This window comes from Arthrobacter pascens (assembly GCF_030815585.1).
In the GTDB taxonomy this organism is placed as follows: Bacteria; Actinomycetota; Actinomycetes; order Actinomycetales; family Micrococcaceae; genus Arthrobacter; species Arthrobacter pascens_A.
Map to the genome: position 1 here is coordinate 4,323,583 of NZ_JAUSWY010000001.1, position 14,035 is coordinate 4,337,617.

The window sequence follows — 14,035 nt, forward strand, 5'->3', positions numbered from 1 at the left end:
CACCTTGCCCTTTGAGGGCCGTAGCGATGAAGGTACGTCAAATGAACACACACAAACACATTTCCCGCCGGAGCGTTCTGGGCGGCGCCGCCTTGCTTGCAGGTTTCGCGGCGGCCGGTCTGACCGGATGCTCGGCGAGCGGATCAGGAGGGGCGGCTCAGAAGTCGGGCGGCCTGACGATCATGAGCAAAGGCGGGGAAATCAAAAAGGAGGTCATCGATGCGTGGGTCGCGGAGCACCCCGATGTGCCCATCACCCTGATCGAGGATGATCCAACCCGGCTCAATGCGATGCTCGCGGCAGGAACTCCGCCGGACGTGGTCCGCAGTCTGGGGGCCACCAGCACAGCCAATATCGCCAGCCGCGGACTCGCGCTGGACCTGGACCCGTACGTCTCGAAGTCCACCGTCCTGAAGGACGGCGAACTGGCCAAGATCAACGATGTCTGGCGCTGGGACGGAACCCGGCAGGGCGAGGGAGCCCGCTTCGGCCTCGTCAAGGACTGGTCCCAGGACGCCATGTTCTGGTACAACACTGAGGCCTTCGCCGCGGCCGGTGTTCCCCTCCCCACCGCGGACAAGCCGTTCACCTACGACCAGTTGCTCGAATACGCGGCCCTAATGACCAAGCGAAGCGCAGGCAAGGTCGATCAGTACGGATTGTTCACCACGGCGCCCACTATCGAGGCGATCTCATCCATGCTGGCCACCAGCGGCGCGCGTGCGTTCAATGACGATCTGACCAAAGTCGACTTCACCAGCCCGGAGGCCATGCGGGCGCTGCAGTGGCATGTCGATGTGGCCAAGGCCAAGGTGGGTTACACGCTCGCGGATCCCAATCCGGATGGCTGGGACTGGCCGCCGTTTGATGCCAAGAGGATTGCCATGGCGGCTGCCGGCTACTGGTTCGGTGGCGCCGTCGCCGGGAACCCCAAGACCGCTGAATTTGCCCGCCTTGCGCCTGCACCGATGATGGGCACCGAGCGTGTCAGCCCCTCAACTTCGGCCACCGGCCACTGGATCTCAGCCAAATCGAACATGAAGGACGAAGCATTTGCGTTCCTGGAATGGTACGTCGCAGGCGATCAGGCAAAGACGAGGGCACAGTCCGGCTGGGGACTCCCCGCAGTCACCTCCTTGACCTCGGAACTTCCGCAGAGCCAGCCCTACCAGGCTGAGGCTTTGGCCGTCCAGAAGAATGAAGAGCAGTACCTCCAGATCATGTCGTTCAGCCCCTACGCGCAGGCCACCGCGGTCAGCGCAGCAGTTGCGAACCTCTTCCCGCGCGCTGTGGACGGGAGCCTGTCCACAGCGCAGTTCGCAGACCAGGCCACCACAGCCGTCAACGAACTTCTCAAGCAGGGCATGGAACTTGCCGGCAAGAAAGGCTGATCAGGGTGAGTGCACAGGCGGGGACACAGGCTCTGGTTGGGGATGCTCGCCGCAAGCGCCGGCGAGGAGTTAACGGCGGTTCGGGGGCTTTCTACGCCTTTATTTCACCGTGGCTGATAGGAACGGTACTCCTCACGCTTTTCCCTTTGGGCTACGCCCTGTGGATCAGCTTCACCAACTGGGACGGAATTTCCCCCAGCCAGAACTGGATCGGATTGGAGAACTACACCGATGCCTTGGCTGAACCGCAAATGTGGGCCAGCCTGCAACGCACTGGCCTGCTGGCCATCGTTATCGTGCCCGTGACCATCTGCGGAGGGCTGGGGCTCGCGCTACTGCTGAACGAAAAGGTCCATTGGCGATCGGGCTTACGCATGCTCGTCTACCTGCCGGCCATCGTTCCGCCCGTCGCAGCAACGCTGACCTGGAAGCTGCTGTTCGACCGCGACAGCGGGGCAATCAATGGTTTCCTTGCGATCTTCGGCGCCGATGCAGTGAGCTGGATGTCCGGAAACACGGTGTTCATTGTCCTGATGGTGGTCATGCTGTGGGGCATCGGCGCTGGCGTGCTGATCAACCTCGCCGCCCTGCAGGATGTTCCTGCAGAGCTCCATGAAGCCGCACGGCTGGACGGGGCCAACGCCTTCTCGGCGTTCTGGCACGTCACCCTGCCGAGCATCTCGCCGGTACTTCTTTTCCAAGTGATCACCACGACCATCGGCGTCCTGCAGACGTTTGTCCCGGCGCTGCTGCTCTCACCGGCCAACGGACCGGCGGCCATCACCGCGGTACCTGAAGCTAACCGGATCTTCATGGTGGACGTCTACGCGCAGTACTTCGCATACTCCAGGTACGGGTACGCCTCCGCGATGCTTTGGCTCTTCTTCCTGGCCATCCTGGTGGTCACCATCATCACGTTCAAGATCGGCGGGCGAACAGTGTTCTACGCCGTCGACCTCTCCGAAGAAGGGAAGCAGAAATGACTCTCATCGCTCACCGGAAGGGAACGGATTCGGACGCCCCGCCCGAAATCCCCATCCGCCACATCCCGGAGCGCAAGAACCGGGTGGCGTTCGTGATCCTGCTGGTTGTCTGCGCCATTCTCTTCCTGCCGGTCCTTTGGCTCTTATTGACGGCGCTGAAGTCTCCGCAGCAGATGGGTTCCGACCCCATCACCTGGATTCCCATCCCGCCCCAAGTGCAGAACTTCATCAGTGCCACAACAGCCCTGCCGTTCTGGGCATATGCCGCCAACTCGCTGTTCCTTTCCACCGTCTGTGGTCTGCTGACAACCATCAGTTCGGCCGTTGTTGGCTACGGGTTCGCCCGCCTCAATGGCAAAGGAAAGAAGGTTCTCTTCGGGATTCTTATAGCCATGATGATGACGCCCCCCATCATCACCCTTATCCCCACCTACCTGCTGTTCGCGAAGGTCGGACTGGTCGGAACGTACTGGCCGTGGGTGCTCTGGGGCATGGCAGGTGCCCCCTACCTCATTTTCCTCTACCGCCAGTTCTTCGCCCAACTGCCCCGGGAACTTGAGGAGGCCGCCATCCTCGACGGCTGCGGACGGCTGCGCATCTTTGTGCAAATCTTCCTGCCGCTCTCCAAGCCCGTCATCATCACAGCCTTCGTCCTCTCTTTCAACGGGGTGTGGGGCGACTTCATTGCCCCGCAGCTCCTGCTGAACCAGGACAACACCACCTTGGCGGTGGCCATCACCACCGGCTACGTCAACAGCGCCGGGTTCCCGGTAAACAATCTCCTGGCGGCCGGCGCCGTACTCTACGTCGTCCCCGTGCTCATCATGTTCTTTTTCGTCCAGCGGTCCTACGTCCGCGGGTTTGCCACCTCAGGCATGAAATAGACGGTGTCTCATGCCTGAAAGGCTGACTCTTGAAAATTACGGACCTCGAAATCCTCACCATCAACGACGGCGGCGCACTGATGATGGTTGTTGTGCACACCGACGAAGGGATCTTCGGCGTTGGCGAAGTGGGGCTCCGCTCGCGCCAGCTGGCCGTCCGGGGAGCCCTGGAACACTTCAGGCCCCTCCTCGTCGGCAACGACCCCTTCCGCACCGAACATCTGTGGCAGGTCATGTCCCGGTCCGGCTTCTACCCCGCGGACCGGGTACTCGCCTCGGCCATCTCAGCAGTGGACATTGCCCTGTGGGATCTGAAGGGCAAGGCGCTGGACGTCCCGGTGTACGAGCTGCTCGGCGGGGCGGTCCGCGACCGGGTTAAGTGCTACCGGCACATCGGGGGTGCAGACCACGCCGAGCTCGTAGACAACGCGCGACGGGCCCTTGAAGAGGGGTGGACCGTAGGGCGCCTCTCGGTGCCGTCCGAAGGGGACCTGCTGGAACCCCGCGCCGCGACCCGCCATGCCCTGGCGGAAGTGGCTGCGGTCCGGGATGAGCTCGGCAGTGAATTCGAGCTGATACTGGACGTTCACACACGGTTGGAGCTTCCGGAAGCAACAACGCTGTGCCGCGAACTGGAGGGGGCCAACATGTATTTCATCGAAGATCCGCTGCGCTGGGAGAATCCGGACATCTACCGCACACTGCGCCAGCGCACCTCCGTGCCGTTGGCCGCAGGTGAGCAGGCCGCATCCAAATGGGAAATCCGGCCCCTGATCGAACAGGACCTGATCGACTATGCACGCTTCGACATCTGCATCGTCGGCGGGTTCACCGAGGCCAAGAAGATAGCCGGCTGGTGCGAGTCCCACCATATCCGCACTGCCACCCACAACCCGCTGGGCCCCATCGCCACCGCGGCGTCCCTGCACTTGAACATGACTCTGCCCACGTTTGGAATCCAGGAGCAGTACCAGCTTCCAGGCACTCAGGCCAATGACGTGTTCCCGGTCCAGGCCACCATGGACGGGGAATGGATGCGCCGCCCCGAGGCGCCGGGCCTGGGACTGGAGGTGGACCTTGAGGCCGCCCGGGCCCACCAGATGGAACCGCCTCCCATGCCCCAGTTGCGCCGCCTCGACGGATCCTTCACCAACTGGTGAAAAGATCAGGCATGGACTCACGCTCAGGCGAAAAAACACCGCGTCCGCTGGTTGTTGTCACCGGCGCCGCCGGGAGAGTCGGGAGGCTCACCTCCCAAGCCCTCTCAGGGCGCTACAGGCTCAGACTGGTCGATCGGGAGTGGCCTGCCGAAGAACTGCGGGAGGCGGAGGACGGGCCCGAGCGCCTGGCACTGGATCTCAGTCACAGCAGCGCCTGGGACAAAGCGATCGAGTCCGCCCACGCCGTCGTCCATTTGGCCGGAAACGCCCATCCGGAAATCGATGCAAAGACCGCCTTCGAGGGCGGGGCCATGCTCACCGCACATCTGGCGGCGGCGGCCGCCGGCTCGGACCTCAAGAGGATCGTGTTCGCGAGCTCCATCCACACCATGGGCCTGCACCACAGGCACGGGCATTACCCCATCAGCCGGCAGTGGGCTCCGCGCCCGTGTTGCGAATACGGCGCGGCCAAGGTTTTCTCGGAGAACCTGCTGGAAATCCTGACCGAACGGACGCCCATCTCCGTTGTCTGCCTGCGGCTTGGCCTGGTGGGCTTCCCCCCTGCCACGGCGGACCTCGCTTCCCAGTGGCTCGGCCCAAGGGACTTCGCCCAGCTGCTCCAGGCGGCGCTGACGGTTCCGGTCCACTACGGGGCGTACCTGGGAATGTCCGCGGGAGCCGCAGACAGGTGGGACCTGACCGAAACGATCAGGGACCTTGGCTTCAACTCCAGCGACACCGCACCGGACCCGGAACCGCTGCCGGATGCCGGGGAGGGACGGCCCGCTACACACTGCCTGATGTTCAACCCGGCAACCCTGCCGCCCCCGACTGACCGTACAGAGGATTAGCCATTGGAAGACGCGAGTTCTGACCTCCTGACCAACCTGCGGGCGAACCGGCTGCTGGCCATCATCCGAGGGAACAACCCGGACGCCTGCTTCGACACTGCCATGACGCTGATCGGGGCCGGCATCACCATTCTTGAGGTCTCCCTCACCACGCAGGGCGCGCTCACCGTGATCAGGCGGGTCGCCGAGGCGTCCCGGGGCCGGGCGGTCATCGGTGCCGGCACCGTCCTCACTCCCGGGCAGGTGCGTGAGGCCCAGGAGGCCGGCGCGCAGTTCATCGTGACGCCGTGCCTGGCACCCAGCACCGACGCCGCCTTCAACCTTGGACTTCCCGTGCTGGTGGGCGCCCTCACCCCGGCCGAGGTTTACGCTGCGGCGCGCGAAGGGGCCACCGCGGTGAAACTGTTCCCGGCAAGCGTCGGCGGCCCCGCCTACCTGAAGGCCCTGAGGGACCCGTTCCCTGACATCGGCTTCATCCCGGTCGGAGGTGTGAGCGCTGAATCTGTGACGGATTACCTGCAGGCCGGGGCCCTCGCCGTTGGGGCGGGCAGCCCGCTGACAGGTGACGCACCCCGCGGCGGCAGCCTGTCCGAACTCGGTGACCGTGCCCGGAAGTTCGTCAGGCTCGCACAGGATGGCTCGGCAGAAGGCCACCGCGCAGGAGGTGCGCGCCAGTGGATGTCCTGACTTTCGGCGAGACCATGATCGCGCTGAGGGCTGACCGCCCGCTGGCCCTGAATCCGAACATCAGCGCCACCATTGCCGGAGCGGAATCCAACGTTGCCATAGGGCTGGCGCGTCTTGGCCACGATGTCCAGTGGGCCGGGCGGGTGGGTGATGACACCGGAGGCGAGCTGATCCGCCGCACGCTGCGGGCAGAGTCAGTCGGGCAGTACTATGTGACCACCGACCCCCACCGGCCAACCGGGATCCTGATTTTTGAGGAGCGACTGCCGGACCTGACCCGCGTCGGCTACTTCCGTCAGAACTCGGCGGGCTCCGCGCTGGGCATCAATGACTTTTCCGCGGCCCTGTCCGGGAGCCCGCGCATCCTGCACATCACCGGAATCACCCCCGCCCTGGGCGCGGGCGCGGCGGACACGGTGCTGCAGGCCGCAGCCGCCGCGCATGCGGCGGGTGCAACAGTCACTTTCGATGTGAACTACCGCGCCAAACTGTGGAGCCGGGATGAAGCCGCAGCGACCCTCCGCGCGCTCATCCCCTTCGTCGACGTCGTCATCGGCTCCGAAGACGAACTGACCCTCCTCACGGACGAACAGCCCGGCTCTTCAGCCGCAGCCAAGGCGCTCATCGGCCACGGAGTACGTGAAGTGGTGATCAAGCTCGGCGCGGACGGTGCCCGGCTCCATGACGCAGGCGGGACGGTCCACTCACCCGCCCGGGAGGTCACCGCCGTCGACAGTGTGGGCGCAGGCGACGCGTTCACGGCCGGTTACATTTCCGGGCTGCTGACGGGCCGCACCGCGGATGAACGGCTGCACCTGGCCAACACCATGGGTGCCTTCGCGGTCGCCTCGAAGGGCGATTGGGAAGGCCTCCCCACACTGTCAGAACTGGCATTGCTGAATGCCGGAAACGGCACGGCACTCCGATAATGAAGCAGGAGCCCATGACGCCCACACCTGAAGACCACCAGACACACCACCACCCGCAGTGGAAAGCATGCAACCGCACGCCCCTGGAACTCGGCGAAGGGCCGCGGATGCTGCCGGACGGACGCGTCGTTGCCGTCGACATCCTGCGCGGACAGCTCTGGCAGGTTGATCTGGCGTCCCCGGGACAGACTGTACTTCTACAGCAACTTCCCGTTCCGCTCGGCGCTGTCGCACCGATTTCGGGATCCGAAACCGCCCTGCTTGCGGCTGCCGGTGATGGTATCGCAGTGCTCGACGGCGGAACGGTCACCTGGCTGGCCCGGCCGGAAGGCAACAGCGCGCTCTCTTCAGCCGACCCGTCCGGGACTGCCGTCCGGATGAACGATGCTGTCTGCGATCCGGCGGGCAGGTTCTGGGCCGGAACGATGGCTCTGGACGCGTCTCCTGGGGCGGGCACCCTGCACCGCGTCAACATTGACGGAAGCATCAGCACCGTACTGACCGGCCTGACCATCCCGAACGGCCCTGCCTTCACCTTTGACGGATCCGTGATGTACCTGGCCGACAGCGCGGCAGGCACCATCACCCGCTTTGCTGTTGAGCCTGCTGACGGGACGCTGGGACCACAACACGCTTTCGCCACCGTCTCCAAAGGAAGTCCGGACGGCATGACCGTCGACACCGAAGATCACCTGTGGGTTGCGATCTGGGGCGCCGGACGGATCCACCGGTACCGCCCCGACGGCAGCCTTGAACGGATTCTCCACGTTCCCGCGGAACAGCCCACGAGTATCTGTTTTGCCGGCGACACCATGTCCACGCTGGTGGTTACGACGGCAAGCATCGGCCTCCCCACTCCGGGGGACTGTGACGGCCTGATACTGTCCGCCGACGTCGGCATCTCCGGTCCCCCGACGCCCCCGGCTAGGATCAGGATGGTCCCGGCCGCACATGCTCCGGAAGGCCACGGATCCATCTCCAGTCCCGCGGCGGCGGGCTGAGGGCCAAGGCCCGAAACCACAGCACCGCCCCCCATACAAACAGAAAGCCCCATGGTGAACACAACCTCCACGGCCGAGGCAACCACACCGCCGTCGTCCTTTTCCCTGTCCAGCGTCCGGCTGCTGGACAGCGATTTCAAGAATGCCCAGGACGCCGACGTCCGGTACGTTCTCAGCCTGGACGCTGACCGGCTGTTCGCGCCGTTCCGCCGGGAAGCGGGACTTCCGACGCCGGCCCCTGGCTACGGCGGCTGGGAAACCGACGGCCTGGATGGCCACATCGGCGGCCACTATCTTTCTGCCTGCGCGCAGCTTTTCGCCGCCACGGGCGACCCGCGCCTGGGCACATGCCTGGATTACGCGCTGGGGATCCTGGCGGAATGCCAGGCCGCAGCCGGCACGGGCTATCTGGGCGGAGTTCCCGGCGGCCGCCGGCTCGGCGAGGAACTCGCCGCAGGCACGGTGGACGCCGACCTGTTCACCCTCAACGGCCGCTGGGTGCCCCTGTACAACCTGCACAAGACCTTCGCCGGGCTGCTCGACGCCTATGCCTACGCCGGCGCCGGGCACGCGCTTCCCATGCTGACATCCTTGGCCGACTGGTGGCTGGGCATCTCCGCCAGGCTGACGGACGAGGTTTTCGAGGCGATCCTGCACACCGAGTTCGGCGGCCTGAACGACACCTTCGCCGCGCTGGCGCAGCTCACCGGCCGGGCTGAGTATCTCCGCGAGGCCCGCCGCTTCTCCCACCGCGCCATCCTGGACCCCCTGGCCGGCAAGCGGGATGAACTGGACGGGCTGCACGCCAACACCCAGATCCCCAAGGTCGTGGGCTACGAGCGGTGTGCCGCCGCCACCGGCGAAGAACAGTACACCCGGGCTTCGGACTTCTTCTGGGAGACGGTCCTGACCCGTCGGACTGTGTCGATCGGCGGGAACAGCGTCCGCGAACACTTCCACCCCGCCAACGACTTCACCCCCATGATCGAAGACGCCCAGGGCCCGGAAACCTGCAACACCTACAACATGCTCAAACTCGCCAAGCTCCGCTTCGAACGGACCTCGGACCCGGCCGCGGTGGACTTCTACGAGCGGGCCACCTACAACCACATCCTGTCCTCCCAGCACCCGGGGCGCTGCGGCTTTGTCTACTTCACCCCCATGCGCCCCGGCCACTACCGCGTCTACTCCAAGGCGCAGGAATCCATGTGGTGCTGCGTGGGCTCCGGCCTGGAGAACCACGCCCGCTACGGCGAACTCATCTACAGCCACACCCCGGACGACCTTCTGGTCAACCTCTACATCGCCTCCGAACTGGACTGGGACGAGCGGGGTGTGCGGGTCCGGCTGGAAACAGACTTCCCCCGCTCGGACACCGCCACCCTGCACATCACTGCGGCCACGCCCACCGAGTTCACGCTCCGGCTCCGCCGTCCCGGCTGGGCCACGGGCATGGAGGCCGACGTCGACGGGCAGCCTGCGGACACAGCGTCACCTTCCGGCGCGGGCAAGGACATGGCCATCCACCGCAGCTGGGAGGGCACCACTGTGGTCACTGTGCGCCTGGCGGCCGCGGTCCGGGCCGAAACTTTGCCGGACGGCTCGCCGTGGGTCTCGTTCCTCTACGGCCCGGTAGTCCTTGCGTCCCGCGGAGGCCGCTACGGCGTTCCCTCATTCGAAGCGCCGGACGAACGCATGGGGCACGTCGCCTCGGGTCCCACCCTTCCCTTGGCCTCCACTCCGGTGGTGACGGCACCCAACCCGGCGGACGCCGTCGTACTTCTTGACCGGAAGGCGCTCACCGCCGAACTGGCTGCCCGGCTGGAGGGCGAACAGCTCAGCATCCCCCTGGAGCCCTTCTCTGGCATCCACAACGAGCGCTACACCGTCTACTGGCCCAGCGGGGCGTCGGCAGAGCAGAGGCGCGCCGAACTGGCGGCACTGGACGCGGAATCGGAGGGCGCAGAGCTGGTTATCGACGAGGTGACGGCGGGTGAACAGCAGCCCGAATCCGACCATTTCTTCGCCGGGGACGGGACACGCGCGGACGGTGCGGACGGTCTGCATTGGCGCAGCGCGACCGGCTGGTTCTCGTATGTCCTCAAGGATCCTGCCCGCGAAGGAACCCTGCTGCGGGTCCGTTTCCGTCCGGCATCGGGCCGGGGTCACATCCTGCGCGTCAACGGAACTGAGCTCGTGGAGCCGACCGAATTGCACACCGCCGGAGCCGAGGTACACGAGTTTCCGGTTACTGACGGGATGCGCAGCTCCGACGGCGGCCAGCTCGAATTCTCCGTCCATGCGCTGCCGGGCCTCCGGACCGGAGACCTCCTGTCCGTTGAACTGTTGAAGGGGCGGTGACTTTAGCGGCGGCGCTGGCCTTCTCCTGCTTACCCCGCACTGGTGTTACCCGCCGCTGTCAGAGCCCCACCGTAAGCTGGAGCCATGCCGAGTAACTGGGACAGCCTGGACGCCAGCCTCCGGGAATCCGTACAGGAGAACGTGGAGCTCTACGAGCGCGTCCGACCTGCCCTGAAGCTGGTCACCAAGGACGTTCTCTATATCCTCCGCGACATGCTGAAGGACACCGAGGTCACTCCGCTGTTTGTCACGGGCCGCACCAAGTCCGTGGAGTCGTTCCGGGAGAAGATTTCCCGCATCGAGGATCCGCTGGAGCCGGGCGGACCGCCCGCGCTGAAATTCCCGGACCCCTTCCGCACCCTCAATGACATGGTGGGCGTGCGCGTCATCACCAAGCTGCCCGCAGAGAACGCGTCCGTGGCCAACCTGATCAAGCGCCAGCGCCAGGTCTTTGACTGCCGCGGGGACCGGGAGAAGGACATTGGCTCCATCGAATCCGGCACGTACGGCTACTCGAGCCGGCACCTCATCCTGCGCACCATTCAGAACGAGGCGGTCAAGGAGTACCAGCGGGTCTTCAATCCGGACGTCCAGCCCAACGGCAGCTACTTTTTCGAATGCCAGATCCGCACGGTGTTCGCCCACGCGTGGAGCGAGATTGAGCACGATATCCGGTTCAAGGCCGAGGACCCGCGCGCCTGGACACCACACTTCGACCGGCAGTTCACCGCTACGGCCGCCATGCTGGAGACCGTGGAAGGTGCCTTCGCGGACCTGCACGAACGCTACGAGGAAGTCCGCAGCTACTGGGACATGGACGGGGAGGGCGCGGCACAGCTGACCCCCAACCGGATCCGCGACGTCTGGCGTACGCTGCTTCCGCACGTGGACCGTAAAGTGGATGATGACTGGGGCTGGGCCGCCGAGCTCATGGCGGCGCACGGCCTCAACCAGACCGTCCAGCTGGCCGGCCTGCTCAGTGCCAACCGGATTACCGAGGTCCGCAAGGCGCTGGACCACCGCTACTCCCCCGGCCCGGACCGCCTGCTGGACGACCTCCTGCTGTGGCAGTACGGCCCCAAACACATTGACCTCACCGCCGAGGCGCCCGACGCCGTTCCGCATCCGCGGCGCGACAGCCTCCTCCGGCGGCTGAAACAGATCGAGCGCTACCGCCAGACCAAGAAATAGGTTCCATGCAGCCCCTGCAGCTCCAGTCCGTCCGGGCCACCCTCCGCTCACCCCGCCGGCTCAAAACTGAAGCCCTTGCAGGACTGGTGGTTGCACTGGCGCTGATTCCGGAGGCCATCGCCTTCTCGGTGATTGCCGGCGTTGATCCGCGGATCGGACTCTTTGCCTCCTTCACCATGGCCGTCACAATCTCCTTTGTGGGCGGCCGGCCCGCCATGATCTCCGCGGCGACGGGCGCCGTGGCGCTGGTCATCGCCCCGCTGATGCGGAGCCACGGCCTGGACCACCTGATCGCGGCCGTGATCCTGGCAGGGGTCTTCCAGATCCTCCTGGCCGTCCTGGGTGTCACCAGGCTGATGCGCTTCATTCCCCGCTCGGTGATGGTGGGCTTCGTTAATGCCCTGGCCATCCTGGTGTTCATGGCACAGATTCCCGAGCTGATCGGCGTGCCGTGGATGGTCTATCCGCTCGTGGCCATTGGCCTGGTCATTGTGGTGCTCCTGCCCAGGCTTACCACGGCGGTTCCCTCACCGCTGGTGGCCATTGTGGTGCTCACCCTTTTTGCCGTGCTGGCCGGGGTGGACGTGCCCACGGTCCAGGACAAGGGCCAGCTGCCGGAAAGCCTTCCGTCACTGTTTTTCCCCAACGTGCCGCTGACCTGGGAGACCTTCCAGGTCCTGGCGCCGTTCTCGCTGTCGATGGCGTTGGTGGGGCTGCTGGAATCGCTCATGACAGCCAAGCTGGTGGACGACATTACGGACACCCGCTCCAACAAGACCCGCGAATCCTGGGGCCAGGGCGTGGCGAATATCGTCACCGGTTTCTTTGGGGGCATGGGCGGCTGCGCGGTGATCGGCCAGACGATGATCAACGTCAAGGGGTCCGGCGCGCGGAGCCGCGTGTCCACCTTCCTGGCCGGCGTCTTCCTGCTGGTGCTCGTTGTGGTGCTGGGCGACGTCGTGGGCCTCATCCCCATGGCAGCCCTGGTGGCAGTGATGATCTTCGTCTCCGCCATCACCTTCGACTGGCACTCCATTGCTCCCCGGACCCTGCGTCGGATGCCCAGGTCAGAGACCGCCGTCATGCTGATCACGGTGGGCGTGGTGTCGGCCACGCACAACCTGGCCATCGGCGTGGGCGCGGGAGTCCTGGCCGCGATGGCCATGTTCGCGCGGCGGGTGGCCCACTTTGTCACCGTGGAGCGCACCGTGGTGGAGCTCAACGGCCAGAACGTGGCCACCTACACCGTGGACGGCGAGCTGTTCTTCGCCTCCTCCAACGACCTCTACACGCAGTTCGAATACGCCCTTGACGCCGAGCCGGACATCAGCCACGTAGTGGTGGACCTGCATGCCTCGCACCTGTGGGACGCCTCCACCATCGCTGTCCTGGACGCCGTCACGGAGAAGTATCGCCGGCACGGACGGGCAGTGGAGCTGATCGGGCTGAACTCAGCCAGCATCCAGATGCGCGAGCGCCTGGCGGGCAAGCTCAACTGATCCCACGTCAGAGGGGAGGGGCCGTCGATTCCCGGACCACCAGGTGGGTGGCAAGCTCCACCCGGCGGGAATCCGGAACCTCGCCGCGCAGCTGCCGCAGCACGATCCGCAGGGCAGCCCGGCCGATCTCCCGGAGTGGCTGCGCTACCGACGTGAGGGCGGGCACCGCCTCTGCGGCCAGGCTGGTCCCGTCGAAGCCCACCACGCTCAGGTCCTGCGGAATTCGGATATTCTGCCGCCGGGCCTCGGCCAGCACGCCAAGGGCGATGCTGTCATTCGCCGCGAATATTGCCGTCGGCCGCGCGTCGAGTTGGAACAGGGCGTTCAGGCCGCGGGCACCGTGGTCCGCCTGGAATGCACCTGCGAGGATGTACTGGTCCTCCACCGGGACTCCGTGTGACCGGAGGGCGGCGAGGTAGCCGTGCAGCCGCGCCTGGTTGCACTCAACGGTGTCAGGGCCGCCCAGGTACGCGATCCTTCGGTGCCCCAGCTCCAGGAGGTGCGCCGTGGCGTCCTTTCCTCCGGCCCAGTCCGTGGCTCCGATGCTTACCACCTCTTCCGACGGCGGGTTGAGGGGATCGATGACCACCACCGGAATGCCCCGGCGGTGGAAGGCGTCAAGGGAGGCGTCACCAAAGGCCGACGTCACAACGATCATGCCGCAGCGGCCCTCGTCCACGATCCGCTGGGCGCGCTGCTCCGGATTCAGCGGTGAGGCGCCCCGGATTCCAGAGACATAAAGCAGGACTTCGACGCCGGAGAGTTCCGCGCACTCCAGGATGCCGTTGAGCACCTCAACGCTGTAGGCGGAGTTGAGGGAATCCAGGACCACCTCCACTGAAGGCTTTTCCGCCAGGGTCCGGCGCTGCTGAAGCGGAGATTTGTAGCCTGTGCGCGCCAGCACGGCCAGCACCCTGGCCCGGGTCTCCGCCGAGACGTCCCTGCGGCCGTTGATGACTTTGGAAACGGTCGGTGCGGACACTCCGGCCTCCCGGGCGACGGCGGCCAACGTCAGCCTGGCTTGGTCTTTGACCGTCATGCCGGCTCCTTGTTCTTCGAAATATTTCGTTCCGATGCGTTTGGCTGAAGCCCTTGACC

At 65.5% G+C, this 14,035-nt stretch carries 12 protein-coding genes; 11 read left to right on the forward strand and 1 reads right to left on the reverse strand.

The window, feature by feature from the left end; genetic code table 11:
• Positions 1-41 precede the first annotated feature (41 nt).
• The 11 genes from QFZ30_RS20025 (at position 42) to QFZ30_RS20075 (ending at position 12,937) form a co-directional block, all read left to right on the forward strand.
• Positions 42-1,391: an extracellular solute-binding protein gene (locus tag QFZ30_RS20025; protein ID WP_307079259.1), complete on the forward strand. Its 1,350-nt coding sequence runs from the start codon at positions 42-44 to the stop codon at positions 1,389-1,391.
• Positions 1,392-1,396: 5 nt separating this feature from the next.
• Positions 1,397-2,374, forward strand: a complete 978-nt coding sequence (locus QFZ30_RS20030) for a carbohydrate ABC transporter permease (RefSeq protein WP_307079261.1) — start codon at positions 1,397-1,399, stop codon at positions 2,372-2,374.
• Positions 2,371-3,258, forward strand: coding sequence for a carbohydrate ABC transporter permease (locus tag QFZ30_RS20035; protein WP_307079263.1), 888 nt, complete (start codon positions 2,371-2,373; stop codon positions 3,256-3,258). The genes QFZ30_RS20030 and QFZ30_RS20035 overlap by 4 nt, the downstream gene beginning before the upstream one ends.
• Positions 3,259-3,287: 29 nt before the next feature.
• Entirely contained in the window at positions 3,288-4,418 is a 1,131-nt protein-coding gene (locus QFZ30_RS20040; protein WP_307079265.1) for a mandelate racemase/muconate lactonizing enzyme family protein, read from the forward strand.
• Between the two features lie 11 nt (positions 4,419-4,429).
• On the forward strand, positions 4,430-5,269 hold the full coding sequence (locus QFZ30_RS20045; protein ID WP_307079267.1) for an NAD-dependent epimerase/dehydratase family protein: 840 nt from the start codon (positions 4,430-4,432) through the stop codon (positions 5,267-5,269).
• 3 nt (positions 5,270-5,272) lie between these two features.
• Entirely contained in the window at positions 5,273-5,956 is a 684-nt protein-coding gene (locus QFZ30_RS20050; protein ID WP_307079270.1) for a bifunctional 4-hydroxy-2-oxoglutarate aldolase/2-dehydro-3-deoxy-phosphogluconate aldolase, read from the forward strand.
• A complete protein-coding gene (locus QFZ30_RS20055) occupies positions 5,944-6,885 on the forward strand; it encodes a sugar kinase (protein ID WP_307079272.1) in 942 nt (313 codons plus the stop codon). Before QFZ30_RS20050 ends, QFZ30_RS20055 begins: the two co-directional genes overlap by 13 nt.
• A 14-nt stretch (positions 6,886-6,899) precedes the next feature.
• On the forward strand, positions 6,900-7,886 hold the full coding sequence (locus QFZ30_RS20060; protein ID WP_307079274.1) for an SMP-30/gluconolactonase/LRE family protein: 987 nt from the start codon (positions 6,900-6,902) through the stop codon (positions 7,884-7,886).
• A 51-nt stretch (positions 7,887-7,937) separates the two neighbouring features.
• Positions 7,938-10,247: a beta-L-arabinofuranosidase domain-containing protein gene (locus QFZ30_RS20065; protein WP_307079276.1), complete on the forward strand. Its 2,310-nt coding sequence runs from the start codon at positions 7,938-7,940 to the stop codon at positions 10,245-10,247.
• Between the two features lie 84 nt (positions 10,248-10,331).
• Positions 10,332-11,438, forward strand: coding sequence for a GTP pyrophosphokinase (locus QFZ30_RS20070; RefSeq protein ID WP_307079278.1), 1,107 nt, complete (start codon positions 10,332-10,334; stop codon positions 11,436-11,438).
• 5 nt (positions 11,439-11,443) lie between these two features.
• Complete coding sequence (locus QFZ30_RS20075) at positions 11,444-12,937, forward strand: SulP family inorganic anion transporter (protein WP_307079280.1); 1,494 nt, start codon at positions 11,444-11,446, stop codon at positions 12,935-12,937.
• A 7-nt stretch (positions 12,938-12,944) separates the two neighbouring features.
• Here the strand turns inward: QFZ30_RS20075 and QFZ30_RS20080 are convergent, their stop codons facing one another.
• The gene (locus QFZ30_RS20080) at positions 12,945-13,976 is read right to left on the reverse strand and encodes a LacI family DNA-binding transcriptional regulator (RefSeq protein WP_307079282.1); all 1,032 of its coding nucleotides are present in this window, start codon (positions 13,974-13,976) and stop codon (positions 12,945-12,947) included.
• Positions 13,977-14,035 lie beyond the last annotated feature (59 nt).